This is a genomic window from Solibacillus sp. FSL R7-0668 (assembly GCF_038006205.1).
Taxonomy (GTDB): Bacteria; Bacillota; Bacilli; order Bacillales_A; family Planococcaceae; genus Solibacillus.
This window is the reverse complement of record NZ_JBBOUU010000001.1, coordinates 3806695-3829803: the sequence shown is the minus strand read 5'-3', so window position 1 is coordinate 3829803 and position 23109 is coordinate 3806695. Positions and strand designations below refer to the sequence as shown.

Sequence of the window (23109 nt, the reverse complement as noted above, 5' to 3'; positions counted from 1 at the left end):
CTATGATGATTTGAACCTATACATTAGATGTTTTGAAGGAGGGTAAATTGGAATGATCGAAATTGAAAAACCAAAGATTGAAACAGTGGAGATTAGCGAAGATGCCAAGTACGGCAAATTTGTTGTAGAACCGCTTGAACGCGGATATGGTAATACTTTGGGGAATTCTCTACGTCGTATCCTTCTGTCTTCTTTACCTGGAGCTGCTGTAACATCAATTCAAATTGATGGCGTTTTACACGAATTCTCAACTGTAGAAGGCGTTGTAGAAGATGTTGCATCAATCATCTTAAACGTGAAAAAGTTAGCTTTAAAAATCTACTCTGACGAAGAAAAAGTTATTGAGATTGATGTAAAGGGTGACGGTACGGTTACTGCAGCTGACATTACACATGACAGCGATGTGGAAATTTTAAACCCAGACCTATATATCGCAACGATCGCTAAAAACGGACATTTACGTATGCGTATGTACGCTCAACGTGGCCGTGGTTATACTCCTGCTGATCAAAACAAACGTGAGGATCTTCCTATCGGCGTGATCCCGATCGACTCTATTTACACTCCAGTTTCACGCGTCAACTTCCAAGTAGAGAACACTCGTGTTGGACAAAATTCTGACTACGACAAGTTATCACTTGATGTATGGACAGATGGAAGCATCGGTCCTAAAGAGGCGATTTCACTTGGAGCGAAAATTTTAACTGAACACTTAAATATCTTCGTAGGCATGACTAATGAGGCACAAACTGCTGAAATCATGGTTGAAAAAGAAGAAGATCAAAAAGAAAAAGTATTAGAGATGACTATCGAAGAGCTTGATCTTTCTGTTCGTTCTTATAACTGCTTAAAGCGTGCTGGTATCAATACGGTATTAGAATTAGCTAACAAGTCAGAAGACGATATGATGAAAGTTCGTAACCTTGGTCGTAAGTCTTTAGAAGAAGTTAAGCATAAGTTAGAAGAGCTTGGTTTAGGATTACGTAAAGAAGACTAAGCGAAAAACTATACAATTTAGCTAGATCAGATATATTTTAAAAGGAGGTAAACGTCCATGGGTTACAGAAAACTTGGTCGTACAAGTTCTCAACGTAAAGCATTATTACGTGACTTAGCTACTGATTTAATTATCAATGAGCGCATCGAAACTACAGAAGCGCGTGCTAAAGAAACTCGTAAAGCTGTTGAGAAAATGATTACTTTAGGTAAACGCGGTGATTTACATGCTCGTCGTCAAGCGGCAGCATTCATCCGTCGTGAGCTAGTAACAGTTGGAGAAGGCGAAGAAGAAAAAACTGTTTTCGCACTTCAAAAACTATTTGATGATATCGCACCTCGTTATGCGGAGCGTCAAGGTGGTTACACGCGTATCCTTAAAGTAGGTCCTCGTCGTGGAGACGGCGCACCAGTAGTAGTTATCGAATTAGTTTAATTCTTAACATACAGGTGAGAGGGGTGTCCGGTTCACCGGTTGAACCCGCACCCCTCTTTTTTAACTTCTTTCAGCTTGCTGTAAAGAGGTGATTGATTTATACGACAATAATTAAGCTGAGCGTTATGATGAGCGATAAGGTAACTTAGGCGTCTCGTTTAGCTCTCCGCACCTCATTCAACAAATATCAGGGCTTGAGCACCCGGGTGTTTTGTAAATGTAACGACAAGCGCATTTCTCTGAATGAGGTGCGCGCTTTTTTATTTTGGATTGAAGGAATGAGCCCCTGATTTCCGATACATATGCAAACATAAAGTACGTTTAAATAGGTAGCCATTTGAGGCAAAACTTGTTTGAAAACGTGCTTTATTTTTATATATGTCGATAATAGTTGTTATTTCCTGGGCAATGGCAGCCTCAAATTAAATAGATGACAAATGGGAAGGGGCTACACAAGACAATGAAGGATGAGATTTTATCATTTAATAATGTGACATTCTCTTATACACCGGACGAAGAGACCGTACGAAACGCTGTGGAAGATGTGACGTTTTCAATTAATAAAGGTGAGTGGATTGCGATTGTAGGCCATAACGGCTCAGGCAAGTCGACGATGGCAAAGCTTATGAGCGGTTTGTTGCTTCCTCAGCAAGGTGAAGTACGTATTAAGCGTGATGTGATTACAGAAGAAAATATTTGGGACATCCGTGCACAAATTGGGATGGTGTTTCAAAATCCAGATAACCAATTCGTCGGTGCTACGGTGCAAGATGATGTCGCGTTTTCATTAGAAAATAACGGCGTCCCCCATGAAGAAATGGTACAACGTGTAAAGTTGGCCTTACAGCAAGTTAAAATGGAGAGCTATATCAATCACGAGCCGCATCATTTATCAGGTGGACAAAAGCAACGTGTCGCGATTGCGGGGGCGTTGGCGATGAAGCCGCAAATTCTGATTTTAGATGAGGCGACTTCGATGCTAGACCCGCAAGGACGAGAGGAAGTATTGACGATTGTTCAGGCGCTACGTGAAGAAATTGGCTTAACGGTATTGGCCATTACACATGATTTAGAAGAGGCTATGTTAGCTGATCGTATTATTTTTATGAATGAAGGGAAAAAGTATGCGCAAGGTACACCGTCAGAAATTTTTGCATTAGGTGAGGAGCTTGTGAAATTTGGGCTCGATTTACCCTTTGCAATGAAAATGACAAAACTTTTACAAGCACAAGGCATACAGCTTGTAGGAAAACATATGACAGAAGAAGAGCTGGTGAATGATTTATGGACATCCAACTTCAACAAGTAAGCTATGCCTACTCCAAAGGCACGCCATTTGAAAAGTATGCATTGCATGATGTGAACTTAGCGATTAAAAGTGGTACATATCAGGCGATTATTGGACATACAGGTTCTGGTAAGTCGACAATATTGCAGCATTTTAATGGGTTGTTAAAGCCGTCAGAAGGTACAGTGAAAATTGGTGAGCGCATAATTGAAGCCGAAAAAAAAGCGAAAGACTTAAAGGCCGTTCGTCAAAAGGTCGGGATTGTTTTTCAATTTCCAGAGCATCAATTATTTGAAGAAACGGTTTTAAAGGATATCATGTTTGGACCGATGAATTTCGGTGTTTCGCAACAGGAAGCGGAAAAGCGAGCACGTCATTTAATTACGCTTGTAGGCTTACCGGAAAGTATTTTAGATAAGTCCCCATTCGATTTATCAGGTGGGCAAATGCGGCGTGTGGCCATTGCGGGAGTGCTTGCTATGGAGCCAGAAGTGATTGTGCTAGACGAGCCTACTGCGGGGCTTGATCCTCGAGGTCAAAAGGAAATTATGGACTTATTTTATGAGTTACATCAAACAAAGGGCTTAACGACGATTTTGGTAACGCATAGTATGGAAGACGCAGCACGCTATGCAGACCAAGTAGCAATCATGCATGAAGGTAGCTGTGTGCTAATTGGCGAGCCACAGGACATTTTTGGAAATGAACAGTTGCTGGCAAAGTATCGTTTAGAGCCACCACGCGTTGTTAAATTCCAGCGTCAAGTGGAAAAAATGTTGGGAAAGCAATTGACGAAAACATGCTTAACGGAAGAAGAATTGGCACTTGAAATTGGCCACACTGTTCGAAAGGAGCGTGATGAGGCATGATGGAGAAAATGATTTTCGGCCGGTATATTCCGGGGGATTCATTAGTTCATAAGCTGGATCCACGCTCAAAATTATTGTTTGTCTTTGCGTTTATTATTGTCGTGTTTTTAGCCAATAATGTCGTGACCTATGCGATTTTGTTGGGCTTGACACTTTTTGTGATTTTGCTTTCCAAAATCCGCCTATATTTTTTAATTAATGGGCTTAAGCCCGTCATTTTTTTAATGCTATTCACGCTGATTTTGCATTTAGTAATGACAAAAGAGGGTGCGGTTATTTTCGATTTAGGCTTTATGAAAATTTATGAAGGTGGCTTGCGTCAAGGGGTGTTCATTTCGTTACGGTTCTTAATGCTCGTGTTTATGACATCGATTTTAACATTAACAACGTCACCTATTTCGATAACAGACGGTCTAGAAACATTGTTAAATCCATTTAAACGCTTCAAGCTACCGGTGCATGAGCTGGCGTTGATGATGTCGATTTCATTGCGCTTTATTCCTACATTGATGGACGAGACAGCTAAAATTATGAAGGCACAGATGGCACGTGGCTCGGATTTAAGTGCCGGACCAATCAAGGATCGTTTAAAGGCGGTTGTGCCACTGTTAGTACCGCTATTTGTTAGTGCGTTTAAGCGTGCGGAGGATTTAGCAACAGCGATGGAAGTACGTGGCTATCGTGGTGGAGAGGGGCGTACGAAATACCGTCAGCTTAAATGGATGGCTAGAGATACAATTAACTTAGCACTACTTGTAATCGTGGCCATTATCCTATTTATGCTGCGTAGCTAGGAGAATCATGATGAGATTAAGAGCAACGATTAGCTATGATGGTACGCAGTTTGCTGGCTATCAAGTGCAGCCAGGCGAGCGTACGGTTCAGCTTGAAATTGAAAAGGTATTAGCTAAGATGCATAAGGGTGCTATGGTAAAAATTACGGCAAGTGGTCGTACCGATGCACGCGTACATGCGACAGGGCAAGTCATTCATTTTGATACATCACTTCAGATTCCTATTGAAAAGTATCAGAAGGCATTAAATGTACAACTCCCACGCGATATTCGTGTAGTAGCAATGGCACAAGTGGCAGATGACTTTCATGCGCGCTATGATGTGTCAGGCAAGCGCTATCGATATATTTGGGATTGTAGCGCAGTACAAAGCCCATTTCGTCGCCATTACGCAGTTGAGACAAATGGTATGAAGCCGGATGTAGAAGCGATGCAACAAGCGGCTGCTGCGATTATTGGGACACATGATTTTAGCTGCTTTTGTGCGGCGAATACAAGTGTCGTTGATAAGGTGCGTACGGTGCATGGATTAGAGCTTAGTTGGCACGGCGAGGAATTGCATATGGCAATCTCAGGTACAGGCTTCTTATACAATATGGTCCGCATTATTGCAGGCACGTTATGGGAAGTTGGCACAGGGCGTCGTGAGGTGGGTTCTGTTGCACAGGCCATTGCTTCACTGGATCGTGCAAATGCTGGTAAAACAGCGCCTGCACATGGCTTATATTTAGAACAAGTTTTTTATGAATAAATAAAAAAATTTTTCGGGAAATGGTGTTTTTATTTTAAAAAACGAGTGAAAATGGCATTACAAAAGGTATTAACAACCTCTCCAGGTGTTCAATTAAATATCTTGACTTATCAATACGATTATTATATGATGATGTATGGTATTTTCATTACCACCACAAAATAAGCCCCGAAAACTTATAAGTGTATATAATGAAAAATAACGGTAATTTTATATCGATTAGGAGGATACAAACATGCGCACAACTTTCATGGCTAAAGGTCAAGAAGTAGAACGTAAATGGTTAGTAGTTGACGCAGAAGGCCAAACATTAGGTCGTTTAGCTTCTGAAGTAGCTGCTATCTTACGCGGTAAACATAAACCAACTTTCACACCAAACGTTGACACAGGTGATCACGTAATCATCATCAACGCTGACAAAATTGAGTTAACAGGTAACAAATTACAAAAGAAAATTTACTACCGTCACACTCAATTCTCTGGTGGTTTAAAACAACGTACAGCTGGAGAAATGAAAGAAAAGTACCCAACTCAAATGTTAGAATTAGCAATCAAAGGTATGCTTCCAAAGAACTCTTTAGGTCGTCAAATGTTCTCTAAACTGAACGTTTACACTGGTTCTGAGCATCCACATGCTGCACAAAAACCAGAAGCTTACGAGCTACGTGGTTAATAAATAAATTATAATAGGAGGAAATAACTTTGGCACAAGTACAATACATCGGCACAGGTCGCCGTAAAAGCTCAACTGCTCGCGTACGTTTAGTACCAGGCGAAGGTAAAGTAGTAATCAACAACCGTGATGTTGCAGATTACCTACCATACGAAACTTTACACTTAATCATCAACCAACCATTAGAAGCAACTGAAACTAAAGGTTCTTATGACGTTCACGTTAACGTAAACGGTGGTGGATTCACAGGTCAAGCTGGAGCAATTCGTCACGGTATCGCTCGTGCATTATTACAAGTTGACCCAGACTTCCGTTCAGCTTTAAAAGCTGCAGGTCTATTAACTCGTGATTCTCGCATGAAAGAACGTAAAAAACCAGGTTTACGCGGCGCTCGTCGTGCACCTCAGTTCTCAAAACGATAATCTTTACGATTACTATTTTGCGAAATGGCAAAACCCTTTCTCGTTTATTCGAGAAAGGGTTTTTTAGTGTCATTGATTCGCAAAGCCCTCTTTAGCATCGAGCACACCATTTAGCCTCGTAATCAATAAGCGCTCTCCTTCAAGCCATGCATCTAAATCAAACAGTACAGGCAAAGCATCACCACCAAGCGCAAAAATAGCCTTGCGCTCACTTGGTAAATCACCAGCTGTATGAAGCGTACCGTCCCAAGCGCCGTACTTTGTTGCGAATACACCGCGGTCAATGCCGTTCATTAACGTAAAGGCTTCCTGCACTGTTAGCTCATTTTGTTGTGCATCTGAAATGACTTGTTCACGTGCAAGTGAATCCTCCATACGATAGCGGTTTTCTTCGAGTAAAATGGTGAAATGATTGGTACAAGCAGTATGTTCACGTACGGCAATATGACGTGGGGATGCCTCAACAATTTTGGCGTTTCCAGCTGCATCCAATAATACATAGTTAAAGGAATGCTTATGTGGAATGTCATGTAGTAGCTCGATAGCATCATCTACAGACGCACAGCGTTCAAGAAGCATACGACCAATCATATTACAAACAAAGCCATCTCCATTGTTTTTGGAATTGACGAAATTATAGCCAATTGCGAGTCCCTTTTCGTTTAGTCCGTCCATTCTTCCCGTGACCTGCATTGTGGGACCCATCGATGCAAAGCCCGAATCGGTTGGAGCAAAGAATACGAAGCGCCCATCGTAAGAGTTAGGCGCATTATCGTAATTACGAATCATGTAGTGCGAGTTTGTCGTAATCGAGCAGCCACTCTTACTATTGGCATAGTAGCCGGCAAAATGGAGCAATGCTTCTGTTTCGGAAAGGTCTAATGCATAGGCAAGCCCCTCAATTTCATCTGTCAGGTGCGGTGCATATGTATTCAATAAGTGTTTAATCTGTGGTGCATCCACGGTGAATTTTTGGATGAATCGTTTATACATAGTTTCTCTGTTTTTTAAAAGCGGTGATTGTTTTAATAGTGCTCCTTGATAAACGCCAAAATCATAATGTGAGCCTTTGAATTGTAGGACGTCACTTGTAACTTTTTTCATTGAAAGCTCCTTTAAAAAAATGAATTACATTTATCCTAGCGGTTTTTAGTAGGAGACGCAAAAAAAGCACCTTCCATTGTGAAAGTGCTTTCATGAAATGTAAAAATATTATTGCTTAATTTCGCCAAGGTCGAGTAGCTTTTGTCCGATTTGATTGATACTTATGTAGCCGCTACTCATTTCGTGCATGCTTGCTGTGTATTCTTCCGTGAATGCTGATATTTGTTTCGTATAAGCATTTATATGTTCGATGGAATTTGTAATATCCACAAGCTGTTTGGCGATGTTATTGGCGCTATCGGTACTGTTTTGGGCCATTTTTTGAATCTCGTTAGCGACAACAGCAAAACCTTTCCCATGTTCACCAGAGCGAGCGGCCTCGATGGAAGCGTTCAAGCCTAAAATTTTTGAATGCATGGCGATATCTTTTACTGCATTTACAATGGCGTTAATTTGTTGGATATTGCCATTCATCAGCTCGGCATATTGCGATAGCTCCTCAATACGATTAGAAACATCCGAACTGGCATGTGCAAGCTGTTCAGTAGTGGCTGACATTTCTTGGACAGCACCTGAAAGTTCCTCGGCCACGATGCGCATATTGCTGACGCGGAAGTTTGAGATAACACCTGTTACAACCCCGACAACTTGGCCATGATCAATGACTGGTACAGATGAGGCAATATAAGGGAAGCCGAAACCTTCAGCGCTACGTTCTTCGCGCAAAAATTTGCCACTTTTCATCGCACGTACACTTGTTGTATTTCGATGCTGCTCCACCGTTTCGCCAAGCGTAATTTTTAAATCGACTTGTTTTCCCCGTTTGTAGCCAATGACTTTTTCTGTATCAAAAATCAAAACGCAAGCATCTTCAGGATAGGTCGCTTGATAAAAATCAATTGAATCCACAATGACCTTTAATTTCGGGTTCATCTTATTCACTCCTTCTATTAGAATCACTTGATTGACAAATAATTGGTCCAATATCTCGGTTTCTTCTACTATATACCAAAATATTGTAAGTGGAAATGGTATAAGGGGAAATTCTCGCATGCCTGTAAATAGTGCTAGCAAAATCGAGTACATTTGTATACAATTGTATTCAAAAATCAATTGTAAAGATGAGGTGAAACGAGATGCGACCAGAGGGAAGAGGACGCCATGGTGATGGAGAGTGCTCGCCACGTCAAAAAGGAGCGCAAACATTTCGTCGTGGGCGGGCGTTAGCGTTTTATCGTCAGTTGGAAACAAGAAGAGATACATTAAAAAAGCAGTTGGAGGCACCGGAATTACAGTCGATTCATCCTGTAATTGCGGGCGAGTTAAAGGCTACAGAATCCATTATGAATGATTTTATCGAGTTATTTCAGCTCAATGAAATTTTAGAACAGGCGCAACAGGAGGATTAAACTTTATATGTCATTTCGTAGTGTCCTATATTGGCATGCAAGGTTATTGATAGGAAGGAAGTGAACGAATTTTATGCGGGCCGTTTGGAAGTTAGCGAAATACGTAAAGCCGTATATTCTTTTTGCGATTATCGCACCAGTGATGATGCTAATTGAGGTGGGGATGGATTTATTACAGCCAACCATTTTACAGCATATTATTGATGATGGGATTGCAAAAAGTGATACGGCGTATATCGTCAAAATGTTTGGTCTGATGTTAGTTACGTCATTGATTGGATTGATTGGGGGTGTTGGATGCTCGATTTATGCATCTCGCACAGCTGTCAACTTTTCAACCGATTTACGTCAGGATTTATATGAAACGATTACTTATTTCTCGAATAAAAGTAAGGATCAGTTTACGCTTGGTAAGCTAGTAACCAATTTAACGAGTGATATTGAAATGCTTCAGCGTGCGTTAACAATGCTGCTGAAAATTTTCGTGCGCGGTCCAATGATGTTTATCGGGGCAATTGTTATTGTTTTTATTACAGCGCGTGAGCTATTCCCGATTTTACTAGTCGTTGTGCCCATATTAGCATTTTTCATGTATTACTTTACAGCACTTTCAGGCAAGTTGTTCTATAAAGTGCAAAAGGTCGTGGATCAAGTCAATACGAAGGTGCAGGAAAATTTAGCTGGTATTCGTGTAATTAAAGCGTATAATCGCAAAGGCCACCAAATCGAGCAATTTACAGATGTTAATACAGAACTGATGAAGCGTAGCATGATGGCCGACCAAATTATTGGGGTATTAGGACCACTTACAATGTTTGTCGTCAACTTAGGAATTGTCGCTGCACTGTGGTTAGGGGCGATTAAGGTCGATAATAATACGCTTCAAGTCGGTGTAATCTTAGCGTTCATCAACTATTTAATGATGGTGATGAACGGCTTAATGAGCTCATCCAATGTCCTTATTCAATTAGCGCGCGCGATTCCAAGTGCCGAGCGTATTGTTGAAGTGATTGAAGAACAAACAGAGCTAACGAATCCTAAAAATGTGGCCAAGCATCCGATTCAAGGGAGTGTCACATTTGAAAACGTGCATTTTTCATATGTAAACGGAACTGAGGCCGTATTAAAAAATGTGAGCTTCCATGTGAATGCTGGTGAAACAGTTGGCATTATCGGCATGACAGGTAGTGGGAAGTCCACCTTAGTAAAAATGTTACCGAGACTTTTTGATGTCGATCAAGGCATTGTCAAAATAGATGGTAGACCAATTAAAGACTATGATTTACAGGACTTACGTGCAGCAATTGGCTATGCACCGCAAAAGGCCACACTGTTTTCCAAAACAATTGCGAATAATTTGCGTTACGGTAAAACGGAAGCAACGGATCAAGAACTAGTAGAGGCATTAGCAGCAGCCAATGCGCAGGAATTTGTCGATAAATTGCCCGCTCATTTCGAACATGAGCTAACACAGGGGGCAACGAATTTATCGGGAGGTCAAAAGCAGCGTCTTGCGATGGCACGCGCCTTCATTCGCCAACCACAACTATTAATATTAGATGATGTTACGAGCGCGGTTGATAGTATGTCTGAGAAAGCGATTCAAAAAGCCATTGCCACCCAATTTGCTACAGCTACGAAATTTATTGTTTCGTCAAAAATTTCATCGATTCGTCATGCCAATCAAATTTTCGTGATGGATGATGGAGAAATTATTGCACAGGGCACGCATGAGGGGCTGTTGGAAACAAGCGCATTATATCAAGAAATGGCGAAAACGCAGGCGGAAAAAGGGGTGACTGTAGGTGAATAGGCAGCAAGGCGGACCACCGTCACCAATGGCTAGACAGGGGCGTTTAACAGGCCCGATTGTCAAACCGAAAAATCAAAAGCAAACATTACGACGCATTTGGGGTTATTTGCGTATTCAGCGTGTTGAATTAATGAGTGTTGTTGTATTTGTCATAATGAGTACGCTACTAAGTTTAGTCGGCCCGTATATGATTGGGCAAACGATTGACAACCACATCGTGAAGCTCGATGTGTCAGGTGCTATTCGAATGGCGCTAATTTTAGCGGGTGTTTATACAGCATCATCTTTTTTAAGTTGGACACAGCAAATTGTAATGATCCGTGTGTCGCAAAAAACGATTCGCCGCTTACGTCAGCAGCTATTTGAACAATATCAAGCATTGCCGCTGTCGTTTTTTGATCGCAAGCAGCAGGGCGATTTAATGAGCCGGATGACCAATGATGTGGAAAATCTAAACGCGGCATTGTCGCAAAGTGTGATTCAAATCGTATCGAGTTTTTTAACGATTATTGGGACGGCCTTTGCACTGTTTTATTTAGATTGGCGACTGGCACTCGTGACGTTAACGATTATTCCAATCATCGTCTGGGCAACGAAGCAAATTATTAAGCGCAGCAGTGTGAACTATAAGGAACGTCAGCGTGATTTAGGAAATTTGAACGGCTATATTGAAGAAACGATATCCAATGCGGATATTATTACACTGTTTGGTAAAGAAACCGCAACATTAGCTGAATTTAAAATAGCAAATGAAAAGCTACGCGGTTCTGCAATGCGTGCGGATATTATTTCGGGCTTCATGGGACCGATCAATAATTTTATGAACAACTTAGGTCTAAGCTTAGTTATCGGTACAGGGGCAATTATGGCTGTCGCCAGTGGTTTGTCGATCGGTGTGATTGCGTCATTTGTAACGTATACACGCCAATTTTTCCGTCCGATTAATCAATTATCGAATTTACTCAATACGTTTCAGTCAGCTATTGCTGGTTCCGAGCGTGTGTTTGAAATTTTAGATGAGGCTCAGGAAGTGGCGGATAGCCCGAATGCGAAAGAAAAGGCAACCTTAAATGGTGATGTCGTGTTCGAGCAAGTCCAGTTTGGTTATGAACCGGACAAGCCAGTGCTAAAGGGCATTAATTTTACGGCAAGGGCTGGGGAAACGATTGCCATTGTCGGTCCAACAGGTTCTGGGAAGACCACCATTATTCAGCTACTGATTCGTTTTTACGATGCGACGGGAGGGCGAATCTTATTAGACGGTGAGTCGATTACCAATTATAAAATGAGCAATGTGCGTGACCATGTAGGGGTTGTTCTGCAAGACACGTATTTATTTTCAGGGACGGTGCGTGAAAATATCCGATTTGGCAAGCTTGGTGCAACGGATGCGGAGGTAGAGGAAGCAGCGAAAATGGCCTACGCACATAATTTCATTAAATATTTACCAGAGCAGTATGATACCGTATTGACGAGTGGTGGCTTGAATTTAAGTCAGGGGCAGCGTCAATTAATCGCCATTGCACGAGCGATTTTAGAAGACCCGGATATTTTAATTTTAGATGAAGCGACGTCGAGTGTTGATACAATGACAGAGGTGCATATTCAAAAAGGCCTGACTAATTTAATGCAAGGACGGACAAGCTTCGTCATTGCACATCGTCTAAAAACAATTGAAAACGCCGATCAAATTTTAGTCATTAAAGATGGGCAAATTTTGGAGCAAGGTAATCATGAAACTTTAATGCAGGCGCATGGATTTTACGCATCACTGCAGCAACAACTTGTGGCGAATTAAATCCATTTGAATATTCTACTGCCCTTTTGCGTATAGTAGGCAAAAAGGGCGGTGGTTTTTTTGAGGCGTTGGCTTGCACTAATGTTTGTCATGTTTTGCTCCATGATGGTCGTTGTTTATGAAACGAGCGCATCGGATAAACGGTTTTTTTTGCCTGAGCCATTAGGTGGTATGAAAATTGTGCTTGATGCAGGGCATGGAGGCTTAGATGGTGGGGCATCGAATGGGGAAATAATTGAAAAGGAAATTACGCTAGCGATTACCAAAAAGGTAGCGCGACAGCTGACACGGTTGGGGGCTGAAGTAATTTTAACACGCTCGAAAGATGGGGATGTATTAAGTGAGCATGCACCAAGCGAAAATTTCCCAACAAATCGTGAGCGCAAAAAGCAGGATATTTTCTTGCGCGAGGCGTTAGTCAAGCAGCATGAGCCGGATATGTTTATTACGATTCATGCCAATGCGATTCCAAATAGTAAGTGGCGTGGGGCACAGGTGTTTTATCATAAGGAAGGCCATGCAAACAGTGAGCATTTAGCGAAGTCCATTCAACAAACGATTCGCGAAACGTTAGAAAACACGACACGCGAGGCATTATCGATTAAGCAAGTCTATTTATTGAAAAAGGCAGAAGTTCCCGCTGTATTAGTGGAGACAGGCTTTTTAAGCAATGAAGAGGAACGAAACTTACTTGCAAGTGAGAGTTACCAAGACAAAATGGCATTTGCAATTGCGCGCGGCATCGAAAATTACGTACACGCATCATTCGACTAGGCAACATGTAATAACAATACGAAGCGATTATGATATACTAACTATGGAAAATTCATTCTAGGGGGAGTGTTTGATATGTTAAACGAGCAACAAGTCCGAGACCTATTAGGCGAATTACAAGACCCGTTTTTACATAAATCATTGGCAGAAACAAAAGGTGTAACAAACGTTTCAATTAAAGCAGAAAAAGGGCATGTCAGCGTTCGTATTGCGATTGCAAAAACAAATACGCCTGAACAAATGCAACTTCAAATGAAAATTGTGGAAGTGCTAAAAGAGAATGGCGCGGCTTCAGTAGGCATTCGTTTTGAAGAATTATCTCAAGAAGTATTACAAGCGTTCCGCGGACAAGCAACAGAAGCGGAGGCACAAGATATTTTATCACCATTATCAAGCGTGCAATTTATATCGATTGCATCAGGTAAAGGTGGCGTAGGGAAATCAACGGTATCGGTTAATATGGCGGTAGCTTTAGCGCGCTTAGGCAAAAAAGTAGGCTTAATCGACGCCGATATTTATGGCTTCTCTGTGCCAGATATGATGGGTGTTACGGAAATGCCCGTAGTAAAAGACGATCGCATTTATCCGGTAGAGCGTTTAGGGGTAAAAGTGATTTCGATGGGCTTCTTTGTAGAAAATAATGCACCAATCGTATGGCGCGGCCCAATGTTAGGTAAAGTATTAGATCAGTTCTTCCGCGATGTAGAGTGGGGCGATTTAGACTACTTACTATTAGACTTACCACCAGGTACAGGTGATGTAGCACTGGATATTCATCAAATGCTACCAGCCTCAAAAGAAATCGTTGTTACAACGCCACACCCAACAGCTGCATTTGTAGCAGCACGTGCTGGGGCAATGGCCTTACAAACAAACCATGATATTTTAGGTGTTATTGAAAACATGGCTTGGTATGAAAACAAAGCTGGAGAAAAAGAGTTCGTATTCGGTCAAGGCGGTGGCCCAAAACTTGCTGACGAATTGCGTACAACACTACTTGGTCAAATTCCACTTGGCCAGCCAGATTGGACAGAGGAAGATTTTGCGCCATCTATCTATGCGGCAGATCATCCTACTGGAAAAATTTATTTACAAATCGCGCAAGGCATTATAGATGCACTAGCGAAATAATGGCATCAAAAAGAGGCTCTTCACTGCGAAGACGCCTCTTTTTCTTTTTTTGCACCGGATTCTTCTTTTTTGGTCTTCGAGTCACTACCCTCTTCGCCACTTTTCTTAATGAGCTCCTGCCATTTCGTTTGTAAGAGTGGGTTTTCGATTGTTTCCATAACTACTTTTTCAAGTTCTTTTCGCATAACAGCCCCCTTTAGAATGCTCTCGAGCTGTTTTTGCATATCAGGTTGACCGAAAAAGGCGGTTAAATCCTCTTGATAAGAGGCATCATTTAATAAACCTTTCATTAAATCCTCTTGCTGCTTTTGCATACTTTTGGCGAATGCTTCTTTAAATTTAGGGTCTTCAAATGTTGCTATCCAAAAATCCATTGCTTCTTTTGAAAGTAATGCTTCTTCCGTCGCTTTTTTGACTTCTTCGGTATTTAGGATGAGGAGCTCGCGAAAGCTTTTATCTTCAAACAGCTGGCGAATCGCTTTTTTACCATCTTCTGTTTGCACGGCATCGACCATAATTTTTTTGACTTCTTCATAGGAAAGTGTTGTTGATTTCGCATCACTACAGCCGACGAGTGACAGTGCAAGTAACAGCAAAACGAAAATACGTCGCATCAAAATTCCGTCCTTTCTCCATAGTAATAACAAAGCTTAATGATAAGAAGTGCTTTCATTTATTGTTCACAATTTTATAAAATTTATGTAAGAAGCTTTATGCGAGGTCGCTTTTTTATGATGGTGTTGCTAAAATATACAAGGATATTAAAAAAATGGGGGGATGTTCGTGACGATACGAAACTGGGGTAAATTCGCTTTTTGGGCGTTATTAATTGGTGGCTTAGTTAATGCAGTAGCCTCATTAATTATTCGTTGGGACTTTTACCAACCATATTTAACGAACGGTGAGATTGGTGAATTTTTGGCGGCAGTTATTTGGAATATTATTTTAGGATTTACAATGAGTGTGATGGCACAGGCTGGCTTCTTTGCCTATTTAACTTTGCATCAAGTGGGAGTTAATATTTTTAGAACTTTAACTTTATGGAACTGGGTACAGGTAGTGCTAATAATCGTTGTATTGGTAGATATTGTATTATTCCGTTTTGCTCCAGGTGCAGAAACGACGCTTGATTGGGTTATTTATGGTACGTTGCTTGTCGTATTAGTAGGCGTAGCCATTTTGACGGCGATCAAAAAAGTAAAAATGACTCAAAAACCACATGTTCTTATTTCAACAATCTTCTTTATGATTGTTGTGACGTCGTTGGAGTGGATTATTGCGTTAATGGGACGCCAAGGTAATATTGATGTTTATGTAGCTTTATTATTATTCCCATTAGTAGCGGTTAATGCATTCCAGATTTTGATGTTGCCAAAATACAATGCGCAATCTGAGCGAGATCGAAAAAAATTAGAAGAGCGCCGTAAAGCAAGAAAAGAAGTAACAAGCGCAACTAAAGCATAGAAAAGGGAATGTCCGAGAGCTGATTCTAGGACATTCCCTTTTTTCATGGAAAGCGCTTCGTTGCAATATCATATCCTAATAGATTTTGTTCAATTGGTATAAATGGATAGGCTTTTATATATTGTTGAAGTTCCTGAAAAGAAACAGTTTGATCGCGATGCAAAGGGATACTAATAAAATCACCATCTACTATAGTAGTATTTGGTTTCGCGAAGGAATAAGTAGGTGCTACTATGTTGATACCATTTTTATATAAGGATTGCTGCATTGTTTCACTAACTGTATAATCCCGTGTGGCAAACCAAAGCGGCAAACGCTGAAAGTCCCGTTTAAAAATTGAAAGTTGGCTATCTAATAGAGAGTCCTTTTCTTCATAATCACTACTCATAGAACCTAGCAAGCCTAGTGGAATATTTCGTTCGATTAGTAGTTTTACTTGTTCTGGACTCCGTAGTACCCAATCTGTATCTAGCAAAAAAAGTGGGTAAGGTTTAGATAAGGAAGCGACCCATTCTTCAAAACCCTCATGAGTATAACTAACTTCAACAATTAAACTAGCGCCATACTGACCTTTAGTAATCACTGCTGGTGCCTCTGTTAATTGAAATACAGGTAAAATACTATTTTTTTCATCGAAATAAAAGAAAACAATAATTAAGCATAAAGCCATTGATACCAATACTTTAAACATGTTAGAATACCCTCTTTCTATGAGTCTGAAACGTATTTATATAAAAAACTTATGAAAAAGTGTTGACGAATATAACAATACGATGTTACTATAAGTGAGTCGCCAAGAGATGACGCGACAAACGAAATAACATGAACCTTGAAAACTGAACAAGCAACGTTAATGAATACAGCTTCTTAAATGAAGCAAAAATGATTTCTAACCTAATAGTTAGAATCGCTAGCAAAGCAAATGAGCTTTCAAACTACTTTTATGGAGAGTTTGATCCTGGCTCAGGACGAACGCTGGCGGCGTGCCTAATACATGCAAGTCGAGCGAATGAATAGAGAAGCTTGCTTCTCTATGATTTAGCGGCGGACGGGTGAGTAACACGTGGGTAACCTGCCCTATAGACTGGGATAACTTCGGGAAACCGGAGCTAATACCGGATAATACTTTGAACCACATGGTTTAAAGTTGAAAGATGGTTTTGCTATCACTATAGGATGGACCCGCGGCGCATTAGCTAGTTGGTGAGGTAACGGCTCACCAAGGCAACGATGCGTAGCCGACCTGAGAGGGTGATCGGCCACACTGGGACTGAGACACGGCCCAGACTCCTACGGGAGGCAGCAGTAGGGAATCTTCCACAATGGACGAAAGTCTGATGGAGCAACGCCGCGTGAGTGAAGAAGGATTTCGGTTCGTAAAACTCTGTTGCAAGGGAAGAACAAGTAGCGTAGTAACTGGCGCTACCTTGACGGTACCTTGTTAGAAAGCCACGGCTAACTACGTGCCAGCAGCCGCGGTAATACGTAGGTGGCAAGCGTTGTCCGGAATTATTGGGCGTAAAGCGCGCGCAGGTGGTTCCTTAAGTCTGATGTGAAAGCCCCCGGCTCAACCGGGGAGGGTCATTGGAAACTGGGGAACTTGAGTGCAGAAGAGGATAGTGGAATTCCAAGTGTAGCGGTGAAATGCGTAGAGATTTGGAGGAACACCAGTGGCGAAGGCGACTGTCTGGTCTGTAACTGACACTGAGGCGCGAAAGCGTGGGGAGCAAACAGGATTAGATACCCTGGTAGTCCACGCCGTAAACGATGAGTGCTAAGTGTTGGGGGGTTTCCGCCCCTCAGTGCTGCAGCTAACGCATTAAGCACTCCGCCTGGGGAGTACGGTCGCAAGACTGAAACTCAAAGGAATTGACGGGGGCCCGCACAAGCGGTGGAGCATGTGGTTTAATTCGAAGCAACGCGAAGAACCTTACCAGGTCTTGACATCCCATTGACCACTGTAGAGATACAGTTTTCCCTTCGGGGACAACGGTGACAGGTGGTGCATGGTTGTCGTCAGCTCGTGTCGTGAGATGTTGGGTTAAGTCCCGCAACGAGCGCAACCCTTGTTCTTAGTTGCCATCATTTAGTTGGGCACTCTAAGGAGACTGCCGGTGATAAACCGGAGGAAGGTGGGGATGACGTCAAATCATCATGCCCCTTATGACCTGGGCTACACACGTGCTACAATGGACGGTACAAACGGTTGCCAACCCGCGAGGGGGAGCTAATCCGATAAAACCGTTCTCAGTTCGGATTGTAGGCTGCAACTCGCCTACATGAAGCCGGAATCGCTAGTAATCGCGGATCAGCATGCCGCGGTGAATACGTTCCCGGGCCTTGTACACACCGCCCGTCACACCACGAGAGTTTGTAACACCCGAAGTCGGTGAGGTAACCTTTTGGAGCCAGCCGCCGAAGGTGGGATAGATGATTGGGGTGAAGTCGTAACAAGGTAGCCGTATCGGAAGGTGCGGCTGGATCACCTCCTTTCTAAGGATATATTCGGAAACCTTCTCTTGGAGAAGGGGCTCATTAACGTTTGCTGTTCAGTTTTGAAGGTTCATTCTTAGTTGAATGAAATACTTCAAAACTTCGTTCTTTGAAAACTGGATAAAACGACATTGATAAGTAATAAACAAACATAGATCAAGAAATTGATCGTGCAATATCCTTAAAATCTTACTTTTTAAGTAAGTTTAACTTTTGGTTAAGTTAATAAGGGCGCACGGTGGATGCCTTGGCACTAGGAGTCGATGAAGGACGGCACTAACACCGATATGCCTCGGGGAGCTGTAAGTAAGCTTTGATCCGGGGATTTCCGAATGGGGGAACCCACTATCTTTAATCGGATAGTATCTACACGTGAATACATAGCGTGATGAGGACAGACGCAGGGAACTGAAACATCTAAGTACCTGCAGGAACAGAAAGAAAATTCGATTCCCTGAGTAGCGGCGAGCGAAACGGGAAGAGCCCAAACCAAAGAGCTTGCTCTTTGGGGTTGTAGGACACTCTATACGGAGTTACAAAAGAATGATTTAGGCGAAGCGACTTGGAAAGGTCCGCAAGAGAAGGTAACAGCCCTGTAGCCAAAAAGTCATTCCCTCCAGAGTGGATCCTGAGTACGGCGGAACACGTGAAATTCCGTCGGAATCCGGGAGGACCATCTCCCAAGGCTAAATACTACCTAGTGACCGATAGTGAACCAGTACCGTGAGGGAAAGGTGAAAAGCACCCCGGAAGGGGAGTGAAATAGAACCTGAAACCGTGTGCCTACAAGTAGTTAGAGCCCGTTAATGGGTGATAGCGTGCCTTTTGTAGAATGAACCGGCGAGTTACGATTACGTGCGAGGTTAAGTTGAGAAGACGGAGCCGCAGCGAAAGCGAGTCTGAATAGGGCGAATTAGTATGTAGTCGTAGACCCGAAACCAGGTGATCTACCCATGTCCAGGATGAAGGTGAGGTAACACTTACTGGAGGTCCGAACCCACGTACGTTGAAAAGTGCGGGGATGAGGTGTGGGTAGCGGAGAAATTCCAATCGAACTTGGAGATAGCTGGTTCTCTCCGAAATAGCTTTAGGGCTAGCCTCGTGATGAAGAATACCGGAGGTAGAGCACTGTTTGGACTAGGGGGGCATCTCGCTTTACCGAATTCAGACAAACTCCGAATGCCGGATATTTATACACGGGAGTCAGACTGCGAGTGATAAGATCCGTAGTCAAGAGGGAAACAGCCCAGACCACCAGCTAAGGTCCCAAAGTAATCGTTAAGTGGAAAAGGATGTGGCGTTGCTTAGACAACCAGGATGTTGGCTTAGAAGCAGCCATCATTTAAAGAGTGCGTAATAGCTCACTGGTCGAGTGACGCTGCGCCGAAAATGTATCGGGGCTAAACGATTCACCGAAGCTGTGGATGCATACCGTTGGTATGCGTGGTAGGAGAGCGTTCTAAGGGCGTTGAAGTCAGACCGGAAGGACTGGTGGAGCGCTTAGAAGTGAGAATGCCGGTATGAGTAGCGAAACATGGGTGAGAATCCCATGCACCGTATGACTAAGGTTTCCTGAGGAAGGCTCGTCCGCTCAGGGTTAGTCGGGACCTAAGCCGAGGCCGATAGGCGTAGGCGATGGACAACAGGTTGATATTCCTGTACTACCTCCCCACCGTTTGAGAAATGGGGGGACGCAGTAGGGTAGGGTAAGCAGAGCGTTGGTTGTCTCTGTTCAAGCAGTAAGGTGTGTGCGTAGGCAAATCCGCGTACTGTAACATTGAGCTGTGATGACGACTCCGTATGGAGGAAGTTCCTGATCTCACACTGCCAAGAAAAGCCTCTATCGAGGTGGGAGGTACCCGTACCGCAAACCGACACAGGTAGTCGAGGAGAGAATCCTAAGGTGTGCGAGAGAACTCTCGTTAAGGAACTCGGCAAAATGACCCCGTAACTTCGGGAGAAGGGGTGCTCTTGAGCGTGCAAGCGCACGAGAGCCGCAGTGAATAGGCCCAGGCGACTGTTTAGCAAAAACACAGGTCTCTGCAAAACCGTAAGGTGACGTATAGGGGCTGACGCCTGCCCGGTGCTGGAAGGTTAAGAGGAGTGGTTAGCGCAAGCGAAGCTGCGAATTGAAGCCCCAGTAAACGGCGGCCGTAACTATAACGGTCCTAAGGTAGCGAAATTCCTTGTCGGGTAAGTTCCGACCCGCACGAAAGGCGTAACGATCTGGGCACTGTCTCAACGAGAGACTCGGTGAAATTATAGTACCTGTGAAGATGCAGGTTACCCGCGACAGGACGGAAAGACCCCGTGGAGCTTTACTGTAGCTTGATATTGAATTTTGGTACAACTTGTACAGGATAGGTAGGAGCCAGAGATCTCGGAGCGCCAGCTTCGAAGGAGGCGTCGGTGGGATACTACCCTGGTTGTATTGAACTTCTAACCCATGCCCCTTAGCGGGGTAGGAGACAGTGTCAGGCGGACAGTTTGACTGGGGCGGTCGCCTCCTAAAAGGTAACGGAGGCGCCCAAAGGTTCCCTCAGAATGGTTGGAAATCATTCGCAGAGTGTAAAGGCATAAGGGAGCTTGACTGCGAGACCTACAAGTCGAGCAGGGTCGAAAGACGGGCTTAGTGATCCGGTGGTTCCGCATGGAAGGGCCATCGCTCAACGGATAAAAGCTACCCCGGGGATAACAGGCTTATCTCCCCCAAGAGTCCACATCGACGGGGAGGTTTGGCACCTCGATGTCGGCTCATCGCATCCTGGGGCTGTAGTCGGTCCCAAGGGTTGGGCTGTTCGCCCATTAAAGCGGTACGCGAGCTGGGTTCAGAACGTCGTGAGACAGTTCGGTCCCTATCCGTCGTGGGCGTAGGAAATTTGAGAGGAGCTGTCCTTAGTACGAGAGGACCGGGATGGACACACCGCTGGTGTACCAGTTGTCTTGCCAAAGGCATCGCTGGGTAGCTATGTGTGGACGGGATAAGTGCTGAAAGCATCTAAGCATGAAGCCCCCCTCAAGATGAGATTTCCCATTACGCAAGTAAGTAAGACCCCTGAAAGACGATCAGGTAGATAGGTTCGAGGTGGAAGTGTGGCGACACATGTAGCTGACGAATACTAATCGGTCGAGGACTTAACCACATGTTTACGAACATCAATGAAACGTTTATCCAGTTTTGAAAGAATGAATTCTTTCAAACCAATAAGTGAAGTGATGATGGCAAAGAGGTCACACCTGTTCCCATACCGAACACAGAAGTTAAGCTCTTTAGCGTCGATGGTAGTTGGGGGTTTCCCCCTGTGAGAGTAGAACATCGCTTCGCTCAAAAAGTCGCTGCTGATTCAGTCAGTAGTGGCTTTTTTATATTTATGAATAAATAAGAACATACATATAGATACCGTAATTCAAATGATTGTGAGTAAATACACAGTTATTTGGATTTTTTTATGGGCTCATATCCTAATATTGACGATTTTTAGGTTTCATTTATGAATTTGCATGATATATTTGAAACTTCCAGAGATTATTTGTGAAATGATTAAAGAAAAATAAACTGAACAAAACTTTTCAACTTGTGTAAAATAATCGGTAAAGGATATAAACCATTTTTCGAAAGATTGCATCTATATGCCCAGTAGCGAACAATTACAAGAACTTTAATTAGCCATGCACCAAACAAACAACAAGCGACTCTTGAGCGTTATCAAGCAGTTTTTTTACATCTCACGAGTAAGAATAATATTGCAATCACTGAAATTATTCAGCGGATCCGAATGACTGTTGGGCAGTACATCAAGGCGCATAAAATTGACTTCAATTGATGTTTCTACCGCCCTACACCCTACAACTATATTTAAATGAAGATTTATGGAGATGGTTGAAAATTAATAATGTGTTTTTTCAAACGCATCAAAAATTTAGCTGGCTGTTCGTAAATTTGTGAGCTTCCAAAATCTAAACGAACTAGCGGTAATCGACCGTCTTTGTGTCCTGTTTTAAAGTTTAACTTAGATAGTTGCCCATACTCAAAAATCTCAATTACTTTATAACAATACTACTATATATCATCCTCAACTTATGATGAGACGCCATTTATTCAACAATTCCCCTTTGACGTAATGAAAGAAAAACAATACTATGAATGAGTAAATGTAATTTTATAAATAAAATCCTATTTAAAATTTGGGGGAAAATAATATGACAGCACCATTTTTAACTGTTGCTGATGTGCGATTAATCGAAAAGCAAGTGAAGAAAATCCTTCGTGCAAAATCATCATCAAACGATACGAAAATAATAAATACAGTAATAGGACTAGCAATTGAAGAATTACGTGAAAACCTAAGTGTAGTTAATGAAGAGATTCTGAAAGAAGTTGAACATATAGAAGACAATCTTAATGCAGAACTGTTTATCCATAGCTTAAAGGCGTATACAATCCCGTTTAAAGCCATTTCTGATAAGAGTCTTCAAAAGCTTTTTAAGAAGGATAAAAAGCTGAAATTACCGAAGTTGGATTTGATTGATTGGCAAACGATAAGTTATCTTTCTTGGCTTGATAAAGGTACAAACCGTCAGTATATTGTCCTAGAAAATGAAGGGGATTATACAGCATTACGTGGCGTATATGAGGCATCTACATCAAACAAAGGGGTATGTGCAATTTGTAATCAACATAGTGCCGTGCATTTATTTACAGCGACGGTAAAAGGCAATGGTGATCATTACACCTCTTATAGCAACTATATTTGTGATGACGTACTTGCATGTAATGGGAATGTGACTGATTATACGAAACTTGAACAATTTGTTTCTCGAAATTTATCCTAATAATATGTGGTTAATTTGTGAAAAAGAATAAAAATATAAACGTAAGAGCTGTAAACACAAA

At 42.5% G+C, this 23109-nt stretch carries 19 protein-coding genes and 3 rRNA genes; 18 read left to right on the top strand and 4 right to left on the bottom strand.

All coding sequences use genetic code 11. The features are described 5' to 3' along the window. Nucleotides 1-52: 52 nt before the first annotated feature. The 8 genes from MKX47_RS19205 (at nucleotide 53) to rpsI (ending at nucleotide 6229) form a co-directional block, all read left to right on the top strand. Nucleotides 53-997: a DNA-directed RNA polymerase subunit alpha gene (locus MKX47_RS19205; protein WP_008406717.1), complete on the top strand. Its 945-nt coding sequence runs from the start codon at nucleotides 53-55 to the stop codon at nucleotides 995-997. Nucleotides 998-1054: 57 nt separating this feature from the next. Then, nucleotides 1055-1432 carry a 50S ribosomal protein L17 gene (gene rplQ, locus MKX47_RS19200; protein ID WP_008406715.1) on the top strand — a complete coding sequence of 126 codons (378 nt, stop codon included), beginning with the start codon at nucleotides 1055-1057 and terminating at the stop codon, nucleotides 1430-1432. Between the two features lie 460 nt (nucleotides 1433-1892). Continuing rightward, the gene (locus tag MKX47_RS19195) at nucleotides 1893-2741 is read left to right on the top strand and encodes an energy-coupling factor ABC transporter ATP-binding protein (RefSeq protein ID WP_340777356.1); all 849 of its coding nucleotides are present in this window, start codon (nucleotides 1893-1895) and stop codon (nucleotides 2739-2741) included. Next, nucleotides 2717-3589, top strand: a complete 873-nt coding sequence (locus MKX47_RS19190) for an energy-coupling factor ABC transporter ATP-binding protein (protein WP_340777351.1) — start codon at nucleotides 2717-2719, stop codon at nucleotides 3587-3589. The genes MKX47_RS19195 and MKX47_RS19190 overlap by 25 nt, the downstream gene beginning before the upstream one ends. Further along, nucleotides 3586-4383 carry an energy-coupling factor transporter transmembrane component T family protein gene (locus MKX47_RS19185; protein ID WP_340777349.1) on the top strand — a complete coding sequence of 266 codons (798 nt, stop codon included), beginning with the start codon at nucleotides 3586-3588 and terminating at the stop codon, nucleotides 4381-4383. Before MKX47_RS19190 ends, MKX47_RS19185 begins: the two co-directional genes overlap by 4 nt. 7 nt (nucleotides 4384-4390) lie before the next feature. Further along, a complete protein-coding gene (gene truA, locus MKX47_RS19180; protein WP_340777346.1) occupies nucleotides 4391-5134 on the top strand; it encodes a tRNA pseudouridine(38-40) synthase TruA in 744 nt (247 codons plus the stop codon). A 235-nt stretch (nucleotides 5135-5369) separates the two neighbouring features. Then, complete coding sequence (gene rplM, locus MKX47_RS19175) at nucleotides 5370-5807, top strand: 50S ribosomal protein L13 (protein WP_340777343.1); 438 nt, start codon at nucleotides 5370-5372, stop codon at nucleotides 5805-5807. 29 nt (nucleotides 5808-5836) lie between these two features. Then, nucleotides 5837-6229, top strand: coding sequence for a 30S ribosomal protein S9 (gene rpsI, locus MKX47_RS19170; RefSeq protein ID WP_241370766.1), 393 nt, complete (start codon nucleotides 5837-5839; stop codon nucleotides 6227-6229). 69 nt (nucleotides 6230-6298) lie between these two features. On the opposite strand, the gene MKX47_RS19165 is transcribed toward rpsI, so the two are convergent. After that, nucleotides 6299-7333, bottom strand: coding sequence for a C45 family peptidase (locus MKX47_RS19165; RefSeq protein WP_340777340.1), 1035 nt, complete (start codon nucleotides 7331-7333; stop codon nucleotides 6299-6301). Nucleotides 7334-7441: 108 nt separating this feature from the next. Beyond that, the gene (locus MKX47_RS19160) at nucleotides 7442-8266 is read right to left on the bottom strand and encodes a methyl-accepting chemotaxis protein (protein ID WP_340777337.1); all 825 of its coding nucleotides are present in this window, start codon (nucleotides 8264-8266) and stop codon (nucleotides 7442-7444) included. A gap of 203 nt (nucleotides 8267-8469) precedes the next feature. Between MKX47_RS19160 and MKX47_RS19155 the strand changes: the two genes are divergently transcribed. From MKX47_RS19155 to MKX47_RS19135, 5 genes are all read left to right on the top strand, one after another. After that, a complete protein-coding gene (locus MKX47_RS19155) occupies nucleotides 8470-8742 on the top strand; it encodes a 2-keto-3-deoxygluconate kinase (RefSeq protein ID WP_340777335.1) in 273 nt (90 codons plus the stop codon). 73 nt (nucleotides 8743-8815) lie between these two features. Further along, nucleotides 8816-10555 carry an ABC transporter ATP-binding protein gene (locus MKX47_RS19150; RefSeq protein WP_340777333.1) on the top strand — a complete coding sequence of 580 codons (1740 nt, stop codon included), beginning with the start codon at nucleotides 8816-8818 and terminating at the stop codon, nucleotides 10553-10555. A 25-nt stretch (nucleotides 10556-10580) separates the two neighbouring features. Then, nucleotides 10581-12353, top strand: coding sequence for an ABC transporter ATP-binding protein (locus MKX47_RS19145; protein WP_340777896.1), 1773 nt, complete (start codon nucleotides 10581-10583; stop codon nucleotides 12351-12353). A 60-nt stretch (nucleotides 12354-12413) separates the two neighbouring features. Beyond that, nucleotides 12414-13127, top strand: a complete 714-nt coding sequence (locus MKX47_RS19140; RefSeq protein WP_340777330.1) for an N-acetylmuramoyl-L-alanine amidase — start codon at nucleotides 12414-12416, stop codon at nucleotides 13125-13127. Between the two features lie 75 nt (nucleotides 13128-13202). Next, nucleotides 13203-14258 carry a P-loop NTPase gene (locus MKX47_RS19135; protein ID WP_340777328.1) on the top strand — a complete coding sequence of 352 codons (1056 nt, stop codon included), beginning with the start codon at nucleotides 13203-13205 and terminating at the stop codon, nucleotides 14256-14258. A gap of 20 nt (nucleotides 14259-14278) precedes the next feature. On the opposite strand, the gene gerD is transcribed toward MKX47_RS19135, so the two are convergent. Further along, nucleotides 14279-14872, bottom strand: coding sequence for a spore germination lipoprotein GerD (gene gerD, locus MKX47_RS19130; protein ID WP_340777325.1), 594 nt, complete (start codon nucleotides 14870-14872; stop codon nucleotides 14279-14281). 169 nt (nucleotides 14873-15041) lie between these two features. On the opposite strand from gerD, the gene MKX47_RS19125 reads away from it, so the two are divergent. Beyond that, the gene (locus tag MKX47_RS19125) at nucleotides 15042-15722 is read left to right on the top strand and encodes a KinB-signaling pathway activation protein (protein WP_340777322.1); all 681 of its coding nucleotides are present in this window, start codon (nucleotides 15042-15044) and stop codon (nucleotides 15720-15722) included. A 43-nt stretch (nucleotides 15723-15765) separates the two neighbouring features. Here the strand turns inward: MKX47_RS19125 and MKX47_RS19120 are convergent, their stop codons facing one another. Then, entirely contained in the window at nucleotides 15766-16413 is a 648-nt protein-coding gene (locus MKX47_RS19120; RefSeq protein ID WP_340777319.1) for a hypothetical protein, read from the bottom strand. A gap of 249 nt (nucleotides 16414-16662) precedes the next feature. Between MKX47_RS19120 and MKX47_RS19115 the strand changes: the two genes are divergently transcribed. The 4 genes from MKX47_RS19115 (at nucleotide 16663) to MKX47_RS19100 (ending at nucleotide 23048) form a co-directional block, all read left to right on the top strand. Continuing rightward, a 16S ribosomal RNA gene (locus MKX47_RS19115) occupies nucleotides 16663-18215 on the top strand. 215 nt (nucleotides 18216-18430) lie between these two features. After that, a 23S ribosomal RNA gene (locus MKX47_RS19110) occupies nucleotides 18431-21358 on the top strand. Nucleotides 21359-21424: 66 nt separating this feature from the next. Next, a 5S ribosomal RNA gene (gene rrf / locus MKX47_RS19105) occupies nucleotides 21425-21540 on the top strand. Together the 16S, 23S and 5S rRNA genes form the textbook arrangement of a ribosomal RNA operon. Before the next feature lie 875 nt (nucleotides 21541-22415). Then, a complete protein-coding gene (locus tag MKX47_RS19100; RefSeq protein WP_340777316.1) occupies nucleotides 22416-23048 on the top strand; it encodes a FusB/FusC family EF-G-binding protein in 633 nt (210 codons plus the stop codon). The last annotated feature ends 61 nt before the right edge of the window (nucleotides 23049-23109 follow it).